Genomic DNA, 17,313 nt, shown 5'->3' on the forward strand with positions numbered 1-17,313 from the left:
CGGAACCATAGGCCGCCGTTACCCAAATAACGGATATGCCCCCTCAAATCCCCCGCAACGCCAACATCGCCAGATACAGCAGCACCACCCCACAAGCCCCATAGCTAACCCTCTGCCACATGGGCGAAGCATTCCGCCGCAGCAAGTTGACCAACCCCGCAATCAAAAAGCACGACAACACCGACGCCAGCATAAACCCCGCAAAAAACATCAACGTCTGCCCATGGCTAGGCGCCGCCCCGACTATCCCCGATAACGCACTCCCCAGCGCCCCCCAATAGACAATGTTCTTCGGATTGGCCAGGGAAATCGCCGCCCCCACCACCAGCGCATTCTGCCCGGACCTGGGCGGCGCACTCCCGGCCTCTGGCAAGTGCCAGGCATCCATCAGGCTGCGAATCCCGAGCCAGGCCAGATACAGCCCACAAACGGCCGTCAGCGGCACCCGCACCGACTCATGCTGGATCAACAACGCCATGCCCGTAAGCCCGATCACCGCCCACACGGCATCGCCCACCAGCGAACCGATCTGCACCAACAGCGCAGGGGTAAACCCATGCAGCAGCCCACGGCGCAGCGTCTCCGCCAGCACCGCCCCCGGCGACAGGCAAAACACAAACCCAAACACCAGCGCCGAAAAAAAGATCGTCAACATGCCTGCCTTCCTTCAAGTGATGGCCGGCATTTTAGGGAAGGGTGTGTAAGTCGTCTTGAACCAGATTGCGCTTTTCAGCCCTTGAGCACGCGTTGATAGCGCCCCGGTGTGATCCCGTAGGCCGCCCGGAAATGCCGATTCAGATGGCTCTGGTCAGCAAACCCCAAGGCATGGGCAACCTGCGACGCCGCAACGCCTGAGCGCAACAGCCCCTTGGCGCGCCGGGTACGCAGTTGCATCGCCCACTGGCGTGGACTCAGCCCGGTTTCTTTCTGAAAAGCCCGCAGCAGATGGAATTTCGACAGGCCCAACTCGTCACCAAGGGTCTCGAGTGCCACCGCCTGGTGCAGGTTTTCAGCCAGCAATTCCTGGGCCTTGATCACCAACCCGCGTCCCACCGCAGTGCTGCCAGGCAAGCGGACGCCGCTGCAACCGACGACTTCGCCGAGCAGCACCACCAGGGCTTCCTCACTCAGCTCACGGGCCAGCGGATCGACACTCAACGCACCTTCAATCGCCCCGGCGAGTTTCATCGCCAACGCCGGCTGGAAGCACAGCGAACGGTCGAACTCCAGGTGCGCCAGACCCAGATCAGCCGCCAATTGCTCGGCAGTCGCATACAAGCTGACAAACCGCCACGGCTGCCCTTCGGCCGCGCCTCCGCCTTGAATCTGCCCCGGGTTGTAGAGGGTGATGCTGCCGGGGCCGGCCTCGAAGGTGCGACGATCCAGCCACACCTGTTCCTCGCCGAGCAGGTTGACGCCGATCACGCATTCATCATGGCTGTGGCGGGCAAATGTCAGGCCGGTGCAGGCGGTGCTGCTGACTTCGTAGTTGCCCAGCCAGGCGTGCTGCATGGAACTCATTGAGGGGGCTCGCTGTGACCGTTGCCCGCGAGCATACGCCGGAAAAGACCTTCAGATCGACTACTCGCCCGGCTCTTCGGTTACGGCGTGGCGATGCGATCAAGCTCGGCCTTGATTTCGATGGGACTGAGGCTGGCGAACGGAATCTCGAAAAAAGCCCGGCAGCGCCGTTCAATGATTTCCAGGGTGGCGCGGAACGCGGCGTCGACCTGGGCTTCATCGCCTTGAACATCCGACGGGTCCTCCAACCCCCAATGTGCCTTCATGGCCGGGCCGAAATACACCGGGCAAGCTTCTCCAGCAGCCTTGTCGCATACGGTGACGACGATGTCTGGCGGGCTGCCTTCAAAGGCGTCGTTGCCCTTGCTGTACAAGCCTTCGGTGCTGATGCCGGCGGCTTTCAGCGTGGTCAGGCTGCGTGGCAGCACCTGGCCCTTGGGGAAGCTCCCGGAGCTGATGGCCTGGAAACCGTCCGGCGCCAGATGGTTGAACAAGGCTTCCGAGAGAATGCTGCGGCAGCTGTTGGCGGTGCACATGAACAGGACTTTCATCAAGCGAACTCCGTCAGAAACTCAGGCGCAAGGCCAGGGCGGCGAGGGTGATCAACAGTACCGGCAGGGTCAGCACGATCCCGACCTTGAAGTAGTAACCCCAGGTGATGGTGATGCCTTTGCGTGCCAGGATGTGCAGCCAGAGCAAGGTCGCCAGGCTGCCGATAGGGGTGATTTTGGGGCCGAGGTCGCTGCCGATCACGTTGGCGTAGATCATCGCGTCCTTGACCACGCCCACGGCGTGGCTGGCCTCGATGGAGAGCGCGCCGATCAGCACGGTTGGCAGGTTGTTCATCGCCGAAGACAGCAGCGCGGTGAGTACACCGGTGCCCAAGGCCGCGCCCCATACGCCATAGCTTGCGAAGGTGTCGAGCCAGGTCGCGAGGTAGTCGGTCAGCCCGGCGTTACGCAGGCCGTAGACCACCAGGTACATGCCCAGGGAGAAAATCACGATCTGCCAGGGCGCTTCCTTCAGCACCTTGCGGGTGGAGATTTTGTGGCCCTTGGCGGCGATCACCAGCAGTAATATGGCGCAGGCGGCAGAAATTGCGCTGATGGGAATACCCAGCGGTTCCAGGGCAAAGCAGCCCACCAGCAGGATGCCCAGCACCCACCAGCCGGCGCGGAAGGTGGCGCGGTCGTGGATCGCACTGGCAGGGTCGTCGAGGTCGGCCGGGTCGTAGGTTTGCGGAATGTCCCGGCGGAAAAACCATAGCAATACGGCGAGGGTCGCGGCGACGCTCACCAGGTTCACCGGCACCATCACTGCGGCGTATTCGTTGAAGCCGATCTTGAAATAGTCGGCCGAGACGATGTTCACCAGGTTGGAGACTACCAGCGGCAGGCTCGCGGTGTCGGCGATAAACCCGGCGCCCATGACGAACGCCAGGGTGGCTGCCGGGGAAAAGCGCAACGCCAACAGCATCGACATCACGATGGGCGTGAGGATCAGCGCCGCGCCGTCGTTGGCGAACAAAGCCGATACCAGCGCGCCCAGCAGCACCATGTACGCGAACAGTCGCCGACCGCGCCCACGGCCCCAGCGCGCCACATGCAAGGCAGCCCAGGCAAAGAAGCCCGCCTCATCCAGCAGCAGGCTGATGACGATCAACGCGACAAAGGTCCCGGTGGCGTTCCAGATGATGTGCCACACCACCGGGATGTCGGCCAGGCTGATAACCCCACAGGCCAGGGCCAGGATCGCACCCATCGTGGCGCTCCAGCCCACGCCCAGGCCCTTGGGCTGCCAGATGACCAAAATGATGGTGAACAGAAAGATAGCAACGGCAACAAGCATGAAAAGCTCTCCGCAGGATCAGCAGCAGGCGCTGGCCCGTTGTGGTCGGTCACCCATGGTTTCCAGACGCTGGGCGTCTGTTTTTAACCAGGCTTGGTTGGCTTGCAGGGTGGTGTCGAGCACTGCCGTCACCCACTCCGGCAAGGCCGGGTTGAGGCGGTAATAAATCCACTGGCCCTGGCGACGGTCCAGCAGCAACCCGCAACTGCGCAGTTGCGCCAGGTGGCGGGAGATTTTCGGCTGGCTGTCGTCCAGAGCATGGATCAATTCGCACACGCAAAGTTCGCCTTCACGCAGGATCAACAACGTCAGCCTGGCGCGGGTGGCGTCGGCCAGGCATTTGAAGACGTTGGGCGGGGAGAAAAGATCTGACATGGTCAGTGCCTTGATACATATGGAAATTCGAATATACGGATTTCCATATGTATTGGTCAAACCTTGTTTCGATTGACCTGCGTCAAGTGCCCGACAATCGATGACAAGTGGTTGAAATTAAACTGAAACACAAATGTCCTAAAGTGCCTGCCCATTGGTGATGAAGGAAGAAAACGTGTGACCCGTGCCACTCGCAACCTGCGCAAGACCCTGGATTCCGTCGCGGACAATAACGAAACCGCGGCGTTTGACCTGATGCGCGCCGTCGAAAAGCTCAGCGATGAAGTGCTGCGCCAGCGCCTGCTCAATACCATCCACCGGCTCAACCAGGACGCCCACGAACTGCGCGAAGCCCGGGACGCGGTGGAGCGGGTGTCGGTCAAACTGGCTTGAGCACGATCGTTCAAGACAATCCCTGATACCGCTGGCATGCTTGTCGACTGACTGTCGATGAGCTTGTTGTGTATGCCTAACGCTCTGCCTCTGAACGCCTTTTCCCGTGGCGCGATTGCGATCATTCCATTGTCCCTGGCGTGTGCGCCGTGGGGATTGCTGGCCGGTTCGACTGCAATTGATGCCCAATTCACGCCGCTGGAAGCCCAGGGGCTGTCGACCATCGTGTTTGCCGGTGCCGCACAATTGGTGGCCATCGGCATGGTCAAGAGCGGCGCCAGCCTGATTTCGATCCTGCTGACCACCTTGCTGCTGACCTCCCAGCATTTGCTCTACGGCATGCACATGCGTCCCACGCTGTCGCCGCTCAAGCCACGGTGGCGCATGAGCCTGGGCTTTTTGCTGACCGACGAATTCTTCGCCCTGGTCAGCCAGTACGACCGCCAGACCTTCAATCGCTGGTACGCCCTGGGCGTCGGCCTGACGTTCTATATCATCTGGAACGTCTTTACCTTCGCCGGCATCGTGCTCGGCAAAAGCATTCCCGGGCTGGATCAACTGGGCCTGGAATTCTCGATCGCAGCGACCTTTATCGCCCTGATCACCCCGGTAGTGCGCGACGTGCCGACCATCGTCTGCGTAGCCGTGTCGTTGCTGTGCTCGGTTTGGCTGAGCTACCTGCACTGGGAATCGGCGGTGGTGGTGTCCGGTGTGTTGGGGATGAGCGCAGGGTTTGCCTGCAAGCGGCTGGGAGTAGGGCAGCAATGATCTTCGTGATGATTTTTGGCATGGGCCTGATCGTGTTTCTCAACCGCTACCTGTTTCTCGAGCCGCGCCTGCCGGTGCGCCTCAATCGCGGGGCGCGGGAGTTTCTCGGGTTTGCCGTACCGGGGATGCTCACCGCCATCTGCGGCCCGATCATTTTCCTGGCTGATCACAAGCTCAACCTGAGTGTGGGCAACCCCTACCTGCTGGCCGGAATCAGCGCCGTGGCGTTGATGTTCTGGACCCGTAGCGTGCTGATCACCGTGTTGCTGAGCATGGCGCTGTTCTATCTGTTCCGCTGGCTGCTCTGACCAACAAACTCCTGCTACGGGGGGAGCAAAACCAAGGCAAAAAAAAGCCTGCGGGAGGGCAGGCTGGAAGGGAGACTTCTTAAAAATGAGCCTGCCGACTATAGGCGGCGAGGTCTTCCTTCACAGTGAAACAAAGTTCATGAATCTGTCAGCTATTCGATAACCGGGGCGGCGGCTTTCTTGTTGGCTTTCGCCTCGGCCGCCAGGCATTCCAGGGCAAATTGCTCGGTGTAGGTCATCTGGATCGGGGTGCTTTCGCCCTTCACGGTGCGCTCGCCGTCAAGGATGTAGCGGATGCGCTTGTCGGTCACGCCGATGCGTTTGGCGATCCACGAAGGCGTCTGGCCGATGCGGCTGATCAGCTTGTCGGCGTAGTCGGTGGAGGGGTTGTAGCGCTCGGCATTGGGTGTCATGGGGTTTCCGGGTAAAAGCGGGTTCGTAAGTAGGCGGCAGGGTGACGCAATAATCCTTCGGTGTCGCCTGCTAATGGTACAGTCGCGTTTTTTCCAAGGAAGCTTCGGTATGCGGATGGTGGTAATTGGCGCTTTGGTCCTGGCATCGCTGGCCGGTTGCGCGGGCTCGAAGATGAAAGAGGCGCGTACCGGCGCGCCCTACAAAACCCTGGCCTCGGACAAGGCTCCGCTGGTGGTTGCCCAGTGCATCCAGTTCGGCTGGCAGGATGAAGCGGTGTTCGGGGTGGATGCCGGTGGTTTCATGGAGCCTGCACAGGCTGGTGGCTTCACCATCTACACCACGGCAGGTGACTATTTTGTCGACGTGCGCAGTGCCGGCGCCGGCGCCTCCGTCAACTATTACGCGGCCCAGGATGACTATCCGGCCAAGCGCCGCCTGGCGGCACTGGCGACCTGCCTGTAATCCATTCCGTTAGAAAAGTTCAGAAATGCCCTGCGGACAGTCCCGCAGGCATTGTTTTAGTATTTTCCCGCTCACCCGGCGTGACGGCTCTTTACCGGTACAGGGATGTCGAGGCCGGAGCGTCGGGAGGGCAACTGTTTTCTAGCGGGGCATGTACCCCAGGTGCCAGCGCCGCGGAATCTTCAGCGACACCAGCCCCAACAGCGCCGACAGCACCCCGCTGACCAGCAGCGCACGAATCCCCATGTGGTGCTCCAGCAACGCACCGATCACCGCACCCACAAACATCCCGGCCCACGGGATCAGTTGCACGCGCCAGCCGTTGCGGCGTTCACCGAGCATCCAGCGGCCCAGTCCGCGACCAAAGCGTGACAGAGCCCCGGTGACATAGGTAAGCCCCACGGGCAACCCGTTCACTTCTTCGACGGCGGCATTCAGCATGCCCATGGCGATGATCGCTGCCAGCAACGCCGGCAATTGATCGGCAAACGGCCAGGCCGCAGCCCCGCACAGCAGGGTGGCGATGCACAGCAACAAGGGCAGGGCGTGGCGCCGGCTGACGCGGCTGACCATCACGCCCAGCGCATTCCCGGCGATAAACGTCGCCACCAGCAACGTCAGGCGCCCGGTAAGGCCCAGGTCGCCTTCGCTGATCGCCACGGCGAGGCGCGTGGTGTTGCCGCTCATGAACGACACAAAATCCCCGCTGGCCATGAAACCAATCGCATCGGTCATGCCCGCCAGCACGGAAAGGCTGGCCACCAGCAGCAACCCGACACGCCCGCGCCATTTGTGGCGATGCAGCAAGGCGGCGTTGGTGTAGGGCTTCAGGGATGAAGGCAGCATGGGGCCGGGTTCCTCGGTGAGATTATCCGGCCACTACCGTAGGGCGCTTCGTGCTCCGCTGCAATGACTTGGCGCACTTACAGGCGTTCGGCCAGTTGCTCCAGAAACATCGCCAGCCCGACTTCCTCGGCCTTCAAGCCTTTGCGCACTCGGGGCTTGGGCAGTTTCGCCAGTTCGCCCAGGCTGAAATGCTCCAGCACCGCCGGGTGGATGTAGCACTTGCGACACACCGCCGGCGTGTTGCCCAGTTGCTTGGCAACGTTCTTGACCATCTCCACCACATGTTTCCTGGCGTCGGATTCCGGCTGCCACTCAAGCTCGCGCAGCACTGCCAGCGCCAGGGCGCTGCCGGCCCAGGTGCGGTAGTCCTTGGCGGTAAAATCCGCGCCGGTCAGGGTGTGCAGGTAGGCATTCACATCGGTGGAACTGACGGTATGGCGCTCGCCGTTCTCGTCCAGGTACTGGAACAGGTTCTGCCCCGGCAACTCCAGGCAACGCTTGATCACCGTGGCCAGGCGCCGGTCCTTGACGCTGATCTGGTGCTCGATGCCGCTCTTGCCGCGAAACTGGAACAGGATCTCACTGCCCTTGATATCCACATGGCGGGTGCGCAGGGTGGTCAGGCCGTAGGAGCGGTTGTCGCGGGCATATTGGGTATTGCCGACGCGGATCAGGGTGGCGTCGAGCAGCAGCACCACCGTGGCCAGGACCTTTTCCCGATTGAACCCGGGCGCCTCGATCTGTGCTTCCAACTGTTTGCGCAACTTGGGCAGCGCGCTGCCGAACTGTTGCAGCCGGGAGTATTTGTCGGTGTCGCGCACCTCGCGCCAGCGCGGGTGGTAGCGGTACTGCTTGCGCCCCCGGGCATCCCGCCCGGTGGCCTGCAGATGGCCGCGCGGGTCGGCGCAGATCCACACATCGGTATAGGCCGGCGGCACTGCCAGTGCGTTGATGCGTTTGATTTCGTCGGCATCGGTTATGCGTGTGCCGTCGGCCTTGAAGTATTGGAATTTGCCCCGCAGCTTTTTGCGGGAGATCCCGGGCTGGGTATCGTCGACGTAATGCAGGTCGCGGGGCAGGTCGGCAAGCAACGCAGGATCGGGCATGGCGCAAATTCCTTGGCAGGTATTTCTGATTGACCGCAGGGTTTTGCGGTCGTGCCAACAAGTTTGCTCCCCCATAGCAGCTGTCGGGCAGTCAAGCCAGTACCGCCACCGCCTTGATTTGCGCCCACAGCGTCTGGCCGGGATGCAGCTGCAACTGGTCCCGCGAGTAACGGGTGATGCGCGCCAGCAGCGGCGTGCCGGCGGCGTCCAGGCTTACCAGCACGTGGGCTGCGTTGTCCGCCGGGATTTCCTGGGTCACCGTCACCGGCAGGCGATTGAGGATGCTGCTGTGTTCCTCGGCCTGCAGGCTCAAGCTGACGTCCCGCGCCTGGATCTTGAAACGCAACTGTTTGCCCAGCGCCAATGGTGCATGGGCCACGCGCATCTGCAATTGGCTCGCGGGCAATTGCAGGGTGAGCAACTGGTAGTGCGCGTCGTAGGCGCAGACCGTTCCGTTGATCACCACGCCGGCGTCGTCGCCCAGGGCCATGGGCAGGTCAAGCCGGGCCAGGGTTTCGCCGATGGGGCCGCTGGCCAGGGCCTTGCCGTCACTGAGCAACACGATGTGATCAGCCAGGCGCGCCACTTCGTCCTGGGCATGGCTGACGTACAGCACCGGAATCTCCAGTTCGTCATGCAGGCGTTCGAGATACGGCAGGATCTCGCTTTTGCGTTTGCTGTCCAGCGCGGCCAACGGTTCATCCATCAGCAACAGGCTCGGGCTGGTGAGCAGGGCGCGGGCGATGCCGATGCGCTGGCGCTCACCGCCGGAAAGGTGCTGCGGATGGCGGTCCAGCAGGTGGCCGATGCCCAGCAACTCGGTGGCGTGGGCCATCTCCACCCGGCGTTGCTGGCGCGGGATGCGCTTGAGGCCGAACTCCAGGTTGGCCAGTACCGACAAATGCGGGAACAGGCTGGCTTCTTGAAACACGTAGCCCAGGGCGCGTTTGTGGGGTGGCACGAACAGTCCTTTGCGGCTGTCTTGCCAGACCTCGTCGTTGATCTGCACGAAACCCTCTTCAGCCCGCTCCAGCCCGGCGATGCAACGCAGGCAGGTGGTCTTGCCGGAGCCGGAATGGCCGTACAGCGCCGTCACCCCACGACCGGGCAGGTGCAGGTCGACGTCCAGGGCAAACCCGGAATACTTCAGTTGCAGGCGTACCTCGATCATCGACATCAGCTCCAGCCCGCCTTGGTTTTACGGCTGGAGTAGAGCGCCAGCAACACCAGGAAAGAAAACACCACCATGGACCCGGCCAGCCAGTGGGCCTGGGCATATTCCATGGCTTCGACGTGGTCGTAGATCTGCACCGAGACGACCCGGGTCTTGTTGGGAATATTGCCGCCGATCATCAGTACCACGCCGAACTCGCCGACGGTGTGGGCAAAACCGAGAATCGACGCGGTGATAAACCCCGGGCGCGCCAGGGGCAGGATCACCGTGAAAAAGGTGTCCCAGGGATTGGCCCGCAAGGTCGCGGCCACTTCCAGCGGGCGAGTGCCAATAGCGGAGAAGGCGTTTTGCAACGGCTGCACCACAAACGGCATGGAATAGATCACCGAGCCAATCACCAGCCCGGCGAAGCTGAAGGTCAGGGTGCCCAGGCCCAGCCATTGGGTGAACTGGCCGAAGTAGCCGTTGGGGCCCATGGTCAGCAGCAGGTAGAAGCCGATCACCGTGGGTGGCAACACCAACGGCAAGGCCACCACCGCGCCAATGGGGCCGCGCCACCACGAGCGGGTGCGTGACAGCCAGAGGGCTATCGGAGTGCCGATGATCAGCAGGATGACCGTGGTCAGCGACGCCAGTTTCAGGGTCAACCAGATCGCGGAAAAATCGGCACTCGACAGCGGCATTTACAGCTCGTAACCGTAGGACTTGATCACCGCGGCGGCTTTCGGACCCTTGAGGTATTCAACCAGGGCCTTGGCGGCGGTGCTGTCCTTGCCCTTGTTGAGGATTACCGCGTCCTGCTTGATCGGGTCATGCATCGAAGACGGTACGATCCAGGCCGAACCGCTGGTGACTTTGCCGTCCTTGTAGATCTGCGACAGCGCTACAAAACCCAGTTCGGCGTTGCCGGTGGAGACGAACTGATAGGCCTGGGTAATGTTCTGGCCCTCAACGAGCTTGTCCTTGACCTTCTCGGTCAGGCCTTCCTTCGCCAGCACCTGGGTGGCGGCCAGGCCATAAGGCGCGGCTTTCGGGTTGGCGATGGACAGGTGCTGGAACTGGTTTTTCTTCAGCACTTCGCCCTTGGCATCGACGTAGCCTTCCTTGGCCGACCATAGCGCCAGGGTGCCGATCGCGTAGGTGAAGCGCGAGCCCTTGACGGTGTCGCCTTCGGCTTCGAGCTTCTGCGGGGTGGTGTCGTCGGCGCTGAGGAACACTTCAAACGGCGCGCCGTTCTTGATCTGGGTGTAGAACTGGCCGGTAGCGCCGTAGGCAGCGACCAGTTTATGGCCGGTGTCTTTTTCAAAGTCGGCGGCAATCGCCTGGATCGGTGCGGTGAAGTTGGCAGCCACGGCCACCTGTACTTCATCGGCATTCGCCGAGGAGAAGCCAAACGCGGCGATCAGGGTAGCGAGGGCCGTGGGGGCCAGGCGTGAGGCGCGAATCATCATCAAGAAGCTCCTTGGGGTTTGCGGCTTGTTAGGCAGAGGGGGACTACCGCTATGTATGGGAATATATAGCGGTTGGCCGCTGCCGGTACAGCGCAAAGTTGTCCCGGGAGTTCAGGTTCAGCGTCGGCCGAGTTTTTCCAGGGTTTGCGCGGCCAGTTCGAGCGTCAGGTCATGGCTGGAGATGTCTTTGCCGAGGCGCAGCGCCTGGCCCGACCACAAGTTGCTGAAGCCGGCTTCGTCCTTGGCCTTGAGCGGCATCAACGCACCGCCGGACAGCGGGAACGCCGGCGCCGTGGGGTTGATCGCGCCCAACTCACGCATTACGCGGTTGATGATGCCCCGCGCCGGGCGCCCGGTGAACAGGTTGGTCAGCGCGGTTTCACTGGCCTGGGCAGTGCGCAAGGCGTGGTGGTGTGACTTCGAGACGGTGGCCTCGGGGGTAAACAGGTACGCGGTGCCAATCTGCACCGCTGACGCGCCAAGGGCGAAGGCCGCGACAATGCCCCTGGCATCCCCGATGCCGCCGGCCGCAATCACCGGCACGCGCACGGCATCGACAACCTGTGGCACCAGCGCCATGGTGCCGATCTGGCTGTTCAGGTCGTCGCTGAGGAACATCCCGCGATGGCCACCGGCTTCGTTGCCCATGGCGATGATTGCATCGCATCCGTGCTGTTCCAGCCAGATGGCTTCTTCGACGGTGGTAGCCGACGACAGCACTTTCGCCCCGGTGGCCTTGACCCGGTCCAGCAGGGATTTTTCCGGCAGGCCGAAGTGAAAGCTCACCACTTCCGGGCGGAATTCTTCCACCACTTCACAGGCGGCGTTGTTGAACGGTGCGCGGTTGGAGACGGGCGTCGGCGCGTCAAAATCGGCGCCCAGCTCACGGTAGTAGGTTTCCAGCAGGTTCTTCCACTGAAGGTCGCGGTGAGCATCCGGCGTCGGTGGCTGATGGCAGAAGAAATTTACGTTCAGCGGCCGCGAACTGGCCTGGCGAATCGTGGTGAGTGCTTCGCGCAGTTGCTCGATGCTGAGCGCCGCCGCCGGCATCGAACCGAGGGCGCCGGCCTGATTGGCCGCAATCACCATGGCCGTGCTCGTGGCATTGGCCATGGGCGCCTGAATGATCGGTAACTCGATGCCCAGCAGGTCAAGAATTCGGGTGTCTGGCCAGGTGCTCATGGGACGCTTCTCCAACGGTGGAATGCTGTTCCGTCGTTTTAGCAGGGCCAGGCAGCACCAGGCCAGTCTGTATTATTCACTGGACGAATCCAGTGTTTCATGGGCGGTTATCAGTTGATGGCGTCACCCAGTACTGCATGAATCCGCTGGGCAATGTGCGCGGCGTGGGTTTCCAGGGCGAAGTGGCCGGTGTCGAGTAATTCCACCACGGCATTGGGGTTGTCGCCTTTGTAGGCATGGGCGCCCGGCGGGATGAAGAAGGGATCGTTCTGGCCCCAGATCACCAGCGCCGGAACTTGCGTGGCCTTGAAAAACGCCTGGAACGCCGGGTACAGCGTCAGGTTGTTGCGGTAGTCGAGGAACAGGTCCAACTGGATCTCGTCATTGCCGGGACGCTGCATCAGGAGCACGTCGAGCATGTAGGACTCCGGCGCCACCAGCTCCGGTTGCGACACGCCATGCAGGTACTGATAACGCGTGCCTTCCAGGCTGATGACCGCGTTGCGAATCACCTCGCGATTGGCCTGGCTCGGCTCGGCCCAGTAGGCCCGGATCGGAGCCCAGGCGTCACCCAAACCTTCCAGGTAGGCATTGCCGTTTTGCGATATCAGCGCGCTGACCCGTTCCGGGTGGGCCACGGCGAGGCGCAGGCCCACCGGTGCGCCGTAGTCGAACACATAGAGGGCATAGCGACTGAGGTTCAGGGCCTCGACGAAGTGGCCAACGGTGATCGCCAGGTTATCGAAGCTGTAGTGGTAATTGCGTTCGGCGGGGACTTCAGTGAAGCCGAAGCCTGGCAAGTCCGGGGCGATGATCCGGTAACGGGTGGCAAGCAGCGGGATCAGGTCACGGTACATATGGGACGAACTGGGAAAGCCATGCAGCAGCAACAACACCGGCGCGGAGGGGTCGCCGGCTTCACGGTAGAAAATGCGCACACCATCGGCATCAACGTGCTGATAGCGAACAACCGGGGCTGAAATCGACATGATCGGAGTCCTCTGCGTAACTGGTTAAATTGATTTGTCGGGTTACTCGTTTTGCAGGCTGCGCTTGAAAATGTAACCTGTCAAATTAATTTATTGGGTTACTTATTAGCAAATTTAGTAACTATTCAAAAGCAAAATCAGCGGTTACGATGGCGCGGACTTGAAGAGGATTCGCCATGCCCGCCATCACCCCATCCCCATTGGAACCCTACGTCCTGGCTGATCATCCCGTGCTGGACATGCTCAATACCCGGGCGAATGTCGACGGTGTGCCCTTTGAATTCTGGCAAGGCGATGCCGATGTCGAGCGCTGGCTGGTGCGGCTTGGCTGGGCCGAGGAGGGCGCAGTACCGGTATTTGAGGAGGGGGCACTGCTGGGCGCGGCGCGGGGATTGCGGGAAGTGATCCGCGTGTTACTGGAACAGCGCAAGGCCGGCCAGCAGGGCGATCCCGGCGCGCTGAATGCGTTCCTGCGCAAGGCGGTCAGTCACCCGCAACTGGCTTGGCCGGCGCCTGGCGAGTTGCGGCTGGAGCGCCAGCGCAAGGTGCAGACTGCCGAGCAGTTCCTGGCGCCGATTGCCGAAGCCGCCGCGACGTTACTGGTGGAAGGGGATTTCGGCCTGGTCCGCACCTGCGAACATCCCGAGTGCGTGCTGTGGTTCTACGACCGCACCAAGGGCCACAAGCGCCGCTGGTGCAGCATGGCGCTGTGTGGCAATCGGCATAAGGTGGCCGAGTTTCGCAAGCGCAAACTGGTGTAGACGTCCTCAGGATTCTGCCGGGCTTTCGCGCTCCAGCAACTGCCGCTTGCGCTCGACACCCCAGCGGTAGCCCGACAGATTGCCGTCGGCGCGCACCACGCGATGGCAGGGAATCGCCACCGCCAGGCTGTTGGCACCACACGCCTGGGCCACGGCGCGATAGGCGGTCGGCGCGCCGATGCGCTGGGCGATCTCGGCGTAGCTGGCGGTGCACCCCACCGGGATTTCCCGCAAGGCTTGCCACACGCGTTCCTGAAACGCAGTGCCGCGCAAGTCCAGGGGCAAGTCCAGGCCCAGGGCCGGCGCTTCGATGAAGCCCACCACCTGGGCGATCAATTGTTCGAAGTCGTGATCGGCACCCAGCAGATTGGCGCGGGGAAACTGGTCCTGCAGGTCGCGCACCAGTTTGTCCGGGTCATCCCCCAGCAGGATCGCGCACACACCGCGATTGCTCTGGGCCACCAGAATGGCGCCCAACGAGCATTGGCCAACGGCAAAGCGAATATCCGTGTTGGTGCCGCCGGCTTTGTAGTCGCGGGGCTTCATGCCGAGCAATTGGTCGGCAGCCTCATAAAAGCGGCTGTTGGAATTGAAGCCGGCGTCGTACAGCGCATCGGTCACCGAGTGCTGGTCCTTGAGGCCGTCCCGTACCTTGCGCGAGCGATGAGCGCTGCCGTAGCGCTTGGGCGTCAGGCCGGTCACCGCCTTGAACACCCGATGAAAATGGAACGGGCTCAAGCCGGCGAGGGCGGCCAGATCTTCAAGGGGCGGCAGGGTTTCGGCCTGTTCGATGTGCCGACAGGCCGCTGCCACCAGTTGCGCATGGCGTGCGGCCACCTGGGTCTGGTCCCCCGACGCGCGCTTGTTGGGCCGGTAGCCCGCCGCTTCAGCCTGTTGCGGGGTGTCGAAGAACTCGACGTTCTCCGGGCGCGGGCGCCGTGCGGAACTGCTGGGGCGACAGTACACACCGGTGGTTTTCACACCATAGACGAAGGTCAAGTCGGCCTTGGCGTCACGGGCGACAATCGCGGCCCAGCGGGGGTCTTGTTCGGTGGCGTGGCGCGCGGTCATGGTGGTGGCTCCTGGTTGAAGAATGCCAGGTTAGTCCCGTGGGGCATTCCCATCACTCCGATGCTTGCGGTCAAATTCATCCGGCCGTGCGAAACGTCAGGTTGATGCGCTGCGGCCCCATGACCGGATGCGTGCCGGGCTTGATCGGCATCACGCCGTGAAAGCGCAGGCGGTCCACGCCGCCCCATACCACTACGTCGCCATGGAACAGCGAGACTTTTTGCGTCTTGTCGCTGCGCTCATGGCCGCCGAACAGGAAGATCGCCGGTAAACCCAATGACACGGAGACCACCGGGGCGGCATAGCGCCGCTCGTTCTTGTCCTGGTGCAGGGACATTTTCGCGCCTGGCACATAGCGGTTGATCAAGCAGGCATCCGGCTCGAAATCGTCGAAACCTGCATCTGCTGCGGCCATCACGGCCAGTTCGCGCAATGCGGCCGGCAGGGCTGGCCAGGGTTGTTGGTTATTCGGGTCAATCGGGGAGTAGCGATAACCGGTCGAGTCGGTCGTCCAGCCCAATTCACCGCAACTGCTTAACGCCGCCGACATGGTAAAACCACCGGGCGTGACCATTTGCCGGAAGGGCGATTGAGCCAATACCCGTCGCAGTTCCGGTAGCAAACGCTCGACCCAGGGCAGGGCATAGCCCCTGAGGACGTAGGATTGTTCACCGATTTGCTCGCGCCCCGGGGGCTGTTGCAGCGCCTCATCGGCGAACAAATCGGCGGTTGATCCGGGAAGGGTCTTACTGCGCATCGTGAAAAATCACTCCCAAGGTATGCCGGGTACCACTGTGCAGAACACTGACCCCATGGCGCAAGGTCACCCGATGAAACCCCCTCACACTCGGCATGGGTCGCTGATTGACCGCGAAAATTACCGCGTCACCCTGGTTAAGAGGGACGACCTGGGCCCGGGATTGCATTCTTGGCCGCTGCTCCGTCAGCACCAACTCCCCGCCACGAAAGTCCTCTCCCGGCTGCGACAACAGGATGGCTACTTGTAGGGGAAACACATGTTCCCCGTACAGATCCTGATGCAGGCAGTTGTAGTCGCCTGGGCCGTATTGCAGCAATAACGGGGTAGGGCGTTGCTGCCCGGCAGCGTGGCAGCGGGCAATGAAGTCGGCATGGTGCACCGGATAGGTGATCGGCAGGTTCATCTGTTCGTTCCAGCGATTGGCCTGGGGCGCCAGGAACCCATACAGCTGTTCACGCAGCGCGCAGATCGGCGCTGGCAGCGGGTAGCGGAAATATTTGTATTCGCCCCGGCCAAAGCCGTGCCTGGCCATCATCACATGGGAGCGAAACAGTTCGGGTCGGGGGTAATGGCCGCTCAGTTCAGCGCATTCCTGCTGATCCAGCAGGGCCGGAATCAGTGCGTTACCCTGTTCATCGAGGGCTTGCTCGATGGCGGCCCAGTCCAGCTTGGCCAGGCGTTCATGCAGTGGAGTGGAAGGCATCGACAAGTTCCTGTGGCAGCGCATTAGGGCTGCCAGTCTAGAAAGTCGTCGGCGTCAGAACACTCCGATGCTTGCGCTCGAATTACAGCGCCTTGCTCACATTGATGTCGGTAATCTCATCGCTGGCATCGTGGATTTTCGCCAGGGCTTCCTTGGCTTCCTCCACGCTGCCTGCTTGCAGTTGGGCGAACTCGAAGCGGCGCTCACCGTTGAGTTTGTACTTGATCACATATTTGGTGGTAGTCACGGGCATTCCTGTCAGCTCAGTTTCGAATTGGTGCGGCGCACAATGCGGATCTTGTGGGACAAGGTCGGCTTTTTGGTCACGCTGATGGCGCGGCGGGTCACGACGTCCAGGGTGATGTTCCAGAACCCGGTGCTGGGCGCAGTGATTTTTGCCGGGAACTTGTCGAACGCGCCGCCGTGGTAAGTATGGCGGCCGCCGTTCTTGAAGCTGCGAAAGTTGGCATCGCTCATCAGGCGGATGTTGCAGGTTTGCGAGCATTCAATGACGACAATATCTCCTTCATTGAGGTGCTCACGCTGGTGGATGAATTTCATAAGGTGTCTCCAGAAGGGCTTTTTCTGAAAAATCAGAACGATACGTAGGTTAAGATGGAGTTTATCAGCCCCAGCACGTTTATTATCGGACCGTCGTCGACGACTTCGACAATTTAAAACAGTTATTTACCGAGTTATCAGGGATAAATCCTACGTGGGCGGGAGAAAAATACCTTCTTCGCTGTCGTAGGGTCTTTATCGGAGGTTTTTATATGAAGTGGAGTGTGTTGGTTCTGGCCCTGGCCCTGGCGTTGGGTGGATGTGCTTCGGTGGCGGATATCAAGCAGACCCCACCAACGCTGGCAGTGATCTCCGGGAAAAAACCACAGGAATACGCGGCGTGCGTTGTCCAGAAATTGTCTAAAACCCGCAGGCCTTCGCAGATCGAGCCTCACAAGGATGGTGTTCAAGTTATCGTACCGCAGAAGTTTTCTGCCGACCCGTCGGCCATTTTTGAAATTGAAGAGCGCTCCAGCGGGAGCAGTATCAAGCTCTACGAGAGCATGTCCAATGTGCCTATTCGTCCAGGTGACGTGAAGGCTGCGGGGGAAGCGTGCATTTCCGGCTGAGTCTGTAGCCGCCCACCTCGAATCCGATCAAGAAGCCCGTCCCTGCTGCCG

General features: G+C 61.5%; 24 protein-coding genes. 6 read left to right on the forward strand and 18 right to left on the reverse strand.

Annotation, left to right across the window (positions count from 1 at the left end):
- Positions 1–43: 43 nt before the first annotated feature.
- The 5 genes from HX869_RS09785 to HX869_RS09805 all read right to left on the reverse strand — a co-directional run bounded on the left by HX869_RS09785 (position 44) and on the right by HX869_RS09805 (position 3,744).
- A complete protein-coding gene (locus tag HX869_RS09785; RefSeq protein ID WP_177035511.1) occupies positions 44–655 on the reverse strand; it encodes a LysE family transporter in 612 nt (203 codons plus the stop codon).
- A gap of 74 nt (positions 656–729) precedes the next feature.
- Positions 730–1,521: an AraC family transcriptional regulator gene (locus HX869_RS09790; protein WP_023658815.1), complete on the reverse strand. Its 792-nt coding sequence runs from the start codon at positions 1,519–1,521 to the stop codon at positions 730–732.
- Between the two features lie 80 nt (positions 1,522–1,601).
- Positions 1,602–2,072, reverse strand: a complete 471-nt coding sequence (locus tag HX869_RS09795; RefSeq protein ID WP_087693911.1) for an arsenate reductase ArsC — start codon at positions 2,070–2,072, stop codon at positions 1,602–1,604.
- Between the two features lie 13 nt (positions 2,073–2,085).
- On the reverse strand, positions 2,086–3,369 hold the full coding sequence (locus HX869_RS09800) for an arsenic transporter (RefSeq protein WP_003212605.1): 1,284 nt from the start codon (positions 3,367–3,369) through the stop codon (positions 2,086–2,088).
- Between the two features lie 18 nt (positions 3,370–3,387).
- Positions 3,388–3,744, reverse strand: a complete 357-nt coding sequence (locus HX869_RS09805; protein ID WP_003212604.1) for a metalloregulator ArsR/SmtB family transcription factor — start codon at positions 3,742–3,744, stop codon at positions 3,388–3,390.
- A gap of 177 nt (positions 3,745–3,921) precedes the next feature.
- Between HX869_RS09805 and HX869_RS09810 the strand changes: the two genes are divergently transcribed.
- From HX869_RS09810 to HX869_RS09820, 3 genes are all read left to right on the forward strand, one after another.
- On the forward strand, positions 3,922–4,137 hold the full coding sequence (locus HX869_RS09810; RefSeq protein WP_003212603.1) for a hypothetical protein: 216 nt from the start codon (positions 3,922–3,924) through the stop codon (positions 4,135–4,137).
- 72 nt (positions 4,138–4,209) lie between these two features.
- Positions 4,210–4,905 (forward strand): AzlC family ABC transporter permease, encoded by a 696-nt coding sequence (locus tag HX869_RS09815; protein WP_003212602.1) that lies wholly within the window; start codon positions 4,210–4,212, stop codon positions 4,903–4,905.
- Positions 4,902–5,213 carry an AzlD domain-containing protein gene (locus tag HX869_RS09820; RefSeq protein ID WP_008432487.1) on the forward strand — a complete coding sequence of 104 codons (312 nt, stop codon included), beginning with the start codon at positions 4,902–4,904 and terminating at the stop codon, positions 5,211–5,213. The genes HX869_RS09815 and HX869_RS09820 overlap by 4 nt, the downstream gene beginning before the upstream one ends.
- A 152-nt stretch (positions 5,214–5,365) precedes the next feature.
- On the opposite strand, the gene HX869_RS09825 is transcribed toward HX869_RS09820, so the two are convergent.
- Positions 5,366–5,626: a hypothetical protein gene (locus HX869_RS09825; RefSeq protein WP_003212600.1), complete on the reverse strand. Its 261-nt coding sequence runs from the start codon at positions 5,624–5,626 to the stop codon at positions 5,366–5,368.
- Positions 5,627–5,735: 109 nt separating this feature from the next.
- Between HX869_RS09825 and HX869_RS09830 the strand changes: the two genes are divergently transcribed.
- Positions 5,736–6,089 carry a hypothetical protein gene (locus HX869_RS09830; RefSeq protein ID WP_087693907.1) on the forward strand — a complete coding sequence of 118 codons (354 nt, stop codon included), beginning with the start codon at positions 5,736–5,738 and terminating at the stop codon, positions 6,087–6,089.
- Positions 6,090–6,230: 141 nt separating this feature from the next.
- On the opposite strand, the gene HX869_RS09835 is transcribed toward HX869_RS09830, so the two are convergent.
- The 7 genes from HX869_RS09835 to HX869_RS09865 all read right to left on the reverse strand — a co-directional run bounded on the left by HX869_RS09835 (position 6,231) and on the right by HX869_RS09865 (position 12,837).
- Positions 6,231–6,935, reverse strand: a complete 705-nt coding sequence (locus HX869_RS09835; protein ID WP_003212598.1) for a YoaK family protein — start codon at positions 6,933–6,935, stop codon at positions 6,231–6,233.
- Between the two features lie 77 nt (positions 6,936–7,012).
- Positions 7,013–8,041 carry a DNA topoisomerase IB gene (locus tag HX869_RS09840; protein ID WP_102369005.1) on the reverse strand — a complete coding sequence of 343 codons (1,029 nt, stop codon included), beginning with the start codon at positions 8,039–8,041 and terminating at the stop codon, positions 7,013–7,015.
- 91 nt (positions 8,042–8,132) lie between these two features.
- Complete coding sequence (modC, locus tag HX869_RS09845) at positions 8,133–9,218, reverse strand: molybdenum ABC transporter ATP-binding protein (protein ID WP_178903024.1); 1,086 nt, start codon at positions 9,216–9,218, stop codon at positions 8,133–8,135.
- Positions 9,218–9,898, reverse strand: a complete 681-nt coding sequence (gene modB / locus HX869_RS09850) for a molybdate ABC transporter permease subunit (protein ID WP_003212595.1) — start codon at positions 9,896–9,898, stop codon at positions 9,218–9,220. The genes modC and modB overlap by 1 nt, the downstream gene beginning before the upstream one ends.
- Positions 9,899–10,666 carry a molybdate ABC transporter substrate-binding protein gene (modA, locus tag HX869_RS09855; protein ID WP_256736759.1) on the reverse strand — a complete coding sequence of 256 codons (768 nt, stop codon included), beginning with the start codon at positions 10,664–10,666 and terminating at the stop codon, positions 9,899–9,901. It lies immediately after the preceding gene.
- A gap of 117 nt (positions 10,667–10,783) precedes the next feature.
- The gene (locus tag HX869_RS09860; protein WP_178903025.1) at positions 10,784–11,848 is read right to left on the reverse strand and encodes a nitronate monooxygenase family protein; all 1,065 of its coding nucleotides are present in this window, start codon (positions 11,846–11,848) and stop codon (positions 10,784–10,786) included.
- A 110-nt stretch (positions 11,849–11,958) separates the two neighbouring features.
- Positions 11,959–12,837 (reverse strand): alpha/beta fold hydrolase, encoded by an 879-nt coding sequence (locus tag HX869_RS09865; protein WP_177020091.1) that lies wholly within the window; start codon positions 12,835–12,837, stop codon positions 11,959–11,961.
- Positions 12,838–13,013: 176 nt separating this feature from the next.
- Here HX869_RS09865 and HX869_RS09870 point away from each other — a divergent pair, with 176 nt between their 5' ends.
- On the forward strand, positions 13,014–13,598 hold the full coding sequence (locus HX869_RS09870) for an ABATE domain-containing protein (RefSeq protein ID WP_087693903.1): 585 nt from the start codon (positions 13,014–13,016) through the stop codon (positions 13,596–13,598).
- A gap of 6 nt (positions 13,599–13,604) precedes the next feature.
- Here the strand turns inward: HX869_RS09870 and ada are convergent, their stop codons facing one another.
- The 5 genes from ada to HX869_RS09895 all read right to left on the reverse strand — a co-directional run bounded on the left by ada (position 13,605) and on the right by HX869_RS09895 (position 16,693).
- On the reverse strand, positions 13,605–14,669 hold the full coding sequence (gene ada / locus HX869_RS09875) for a bifunctional DNA-binding transcriptional regulator/O6-methylguanine-DNA methyltransferase Ada (protein ID WP_008432501.1): 1,065 nt from the start codon (positions 14,667–14,669) through the stop codon (positions 13,605–13,607).
- A 76-nt stretch (positions 14,670–14,745) separates the two neighbouring features.
- The gene (gene alkB / locus HX869_RS09880; protein WP_008432502.1) at positions 14,746–15,426 is read right to left on the reverse strand and encodes a DNA oxidative demethylase AlkB; all 681 of its coding nucleotides are present in this window, start codon (positions 15,424–15,426) and stop codon (positions 14,746–14,748) included.
- Positions 15,416–16,132, reverse strand: coding sequence for a 2OG-Fe(II) oxygenase (locus HX869_RS09885; RefSeq protein ID WP_177023086.1), 717 nt, complete (start codon positions 16,130–16,132; stop codon positions 15,416–15,418). The genes alkB and HX869_RS09885 overlap by 11 nt, the downstream gene beginning before the upstream one ends.
- Positions 16,133–16,214: 82 nt before the next feature.
- Positions 16,215–16,379: a hypothetical protein gene (locus tag HX869_RS09890; RefSeq protein ID WP_166742130.1), complete on the reverse strand. Its 165-nt coding sequence runs from the start codon at positions 16,377–16,379 to the stop codon at positions 16,215–16,217.
- An 11-nt stretch (positions 16,380–16,390) separates the two neighbouring features.
- Positions 16,391–16,693, reverse strand: coding sequence for a DUF1883 domain-containing protein (locus tag HX869_RS09895; RefSeq protein WP_003212586.1), 303 nt, complete (start codon positions 16,691–16,693; stop codon positions 16,391–16,393).
- 212 nt (positions 16,694–16,905) lie between these two features.
- Between HX869_RS09895 and HX869_RS09900 the strand changes: the two genes are divergently transcribed.
- On the forward strand, positions 16,906–17,262 hold the full coding sequence (locus HX869_RS09900) for a hypothetical protein (protein ID WP_178903026.1): 357 nt from the start codon (positions 16,906–16,908) through the stop codon (positions 17,260–17,262).
- Positions 17,263–17,313: the final 51 nt, after the last annotated feature.

The sequence above is a fragment of the Pseudomonas sp. P7779 genome (assembly GCF_013386315.1).
GTDB lineage: Bacteria > Pseudomonadota > Gammaproteobacteria > Pseudomonadales > Pseudomonadaceae > Aquipseudomonas.

What these genes read in the sequence shown, in the direction of transcription:
- HX869_RS09785 (WP_177035511.1), bottom strand. Translation starts at nt 655, where the DNA reads ATGTTGACGATCTTTTTTTCGGCGCTGGTGTTTGGGTTTGTGTTTTGC.
- HX869_RS09790 (WP_023658815.1), bottom strand. Translation starts at nt 1,521, where the DNA reads ATGAGTTCCATGCAGCACGCCTGGCTGGGCAACTACGAAGTCAGCAGC.
- HX869_RS09795 (WP_087693911.1), bottom strand. Translation starts at nt 2,072, where the DNA reads ATGAAAGTCCTGTTCATGTGCACCGCCAACAGCTGCCGCAGCATTCTC.
- HX869_RS09800 (WP_003212605.1), bottom strand. Translation starts at nt 3,369, where the DNA reads ATGCTTGTTGCCGTTGCTATCTTTCTGTTCACCATCATTTTGGTCATC.
- HX869_RS09805 (WP_003212604.1), bottom strand. Translation starts at nt 3,744, where the DNA reads ATGTCAGATCTTTTCTCCCCGCCCAACGTCTTCAAATGCCTGGCCGAC.
- HX869_RS09815 (WP_003212602.1), top strand. Translation starts at nt 4,210, where the DNA reads ATGCCTAACGCTCTGCCTCTGAACGCCTTTTCCCGTGGCGCGATTGCG.
- HX869_RS09820 (WP_008432487.1), top strand. Translation starts at nt 4,902, where the DNA reads ATGATCTTCGTGATGATTTTTGGCATGGGCCTGATCGTGTTTCTCAAC.
- HX869_RS09825 (WP_003212600.1), bottom strand. Translation starts at nt 5,626, where the DNA reads ATGACACCCAATGCCGAGCGCTACAACCCCTCCACCGACTACGCCGAC.
- HX869_RS09830 (WP_087693907.1), top strand. Translation starts at nt 5,736, where the DNA reads ATGCGGATGGTGGTAATTGGCGCTTTGGTCCTGGCATCGCTGGCCGGT.
- HX869_RS09835 (WP_003212598.1), bottom strand. Translation starts at nt 6,935, where the DNA reads ATGCTGCCTTCATCCCTGAAGCCCTACACCAACGCCGCCTTGCTGCAT.
- HX869_RS09840 (WP_102369005.1), bottom strand. Translation starts at nt 8,041, where the DNA reads ATGCCCGATCCTGCGTTGCTTGCCGACCTGCCCCGCGACCTGCATTAC.
- modC (WP_178903024.1), bottom strand. Translation starts at nt 9,218, where the DNA reads ATGTCGATGATCGAGGTACGCCTGCAACTGAAGTATTCCGGGTTTGCC.
- modB (WP_003212595.1), bottom strand. Translation starts at nt 9,898, where the DNA reads ATGCCGCTGTCGAGTGCCGATTTTTCCGCGATCTGGTTGACCCTGAAA.
- modA (WP_256736759.1), bottom strand. Translation starts at nt 10,666, where the DNA reads ATGATGATTCGCGCCTCACGCCTGGCCCCCACGGCCCTCGCTACCCTG.
- HX869_RS09860 (WP_178903025.1), bottom strand. Translation starts at nt 11,848, where the DNA reads ATGAGCACCTGGCCAGACACCCGAATTCTTGACCTGCTGGGCATCGAG.
- HX869_RS09865 (WP_177020091.1), bottom strand. Translation starts at nt 12,837, where the DNA reads ATGTCGATTTCAGCCCCGGTTGTTCGCTATCAGCACGTTGATGCCGAT.
- HX869_RS09870 (WP_087693903.1), top strand. Translation starts at nt 13,014, where the DNA reads ATGCCCGCCATCACCCCATCCCCATTGGAACCCTACGTCCTGGCTGAT.
- ada (WP_008432501.1), bottom strand. Translation starts at nt 14,669, where the DNA reads ATGACCGCGCGCCACGCCACCGAACAAGACCCCCGCTGGGCCGCGATT.
- alkB (WP_008432502.1), bottom strand. Translation starts at nt 15,426, where the DNA reads ATGCGCAGTAAGACCCTTCCCGGATCAACCGCCGATTTGTTCGCCGAT.
- HX869_RS09885 (WP_177023086.1), bottom strand. Translation starts at nt 16,132, where the DNA reads ATGCCTTCCACTCCACTGCATGAACGCCTGGCCAAGCTGGACTGGGCC.
- HX869_RS09895 (WP_003212586.1), bottom strand. Translation starts at nt 16,693, where the DNA reads ATGAAATTCATCCACCAGCGTGAGCACCTCAATGAAGGAGATATTGTC.
- HX869_RS09900 (WP_178903026.1), top strand. Translation starts at nt 16,906, where the DNA reads ATGAAGTGGAGTGTGTTGGTTCTGGCCCTGGCCCTGGCGTTGGGTGGA.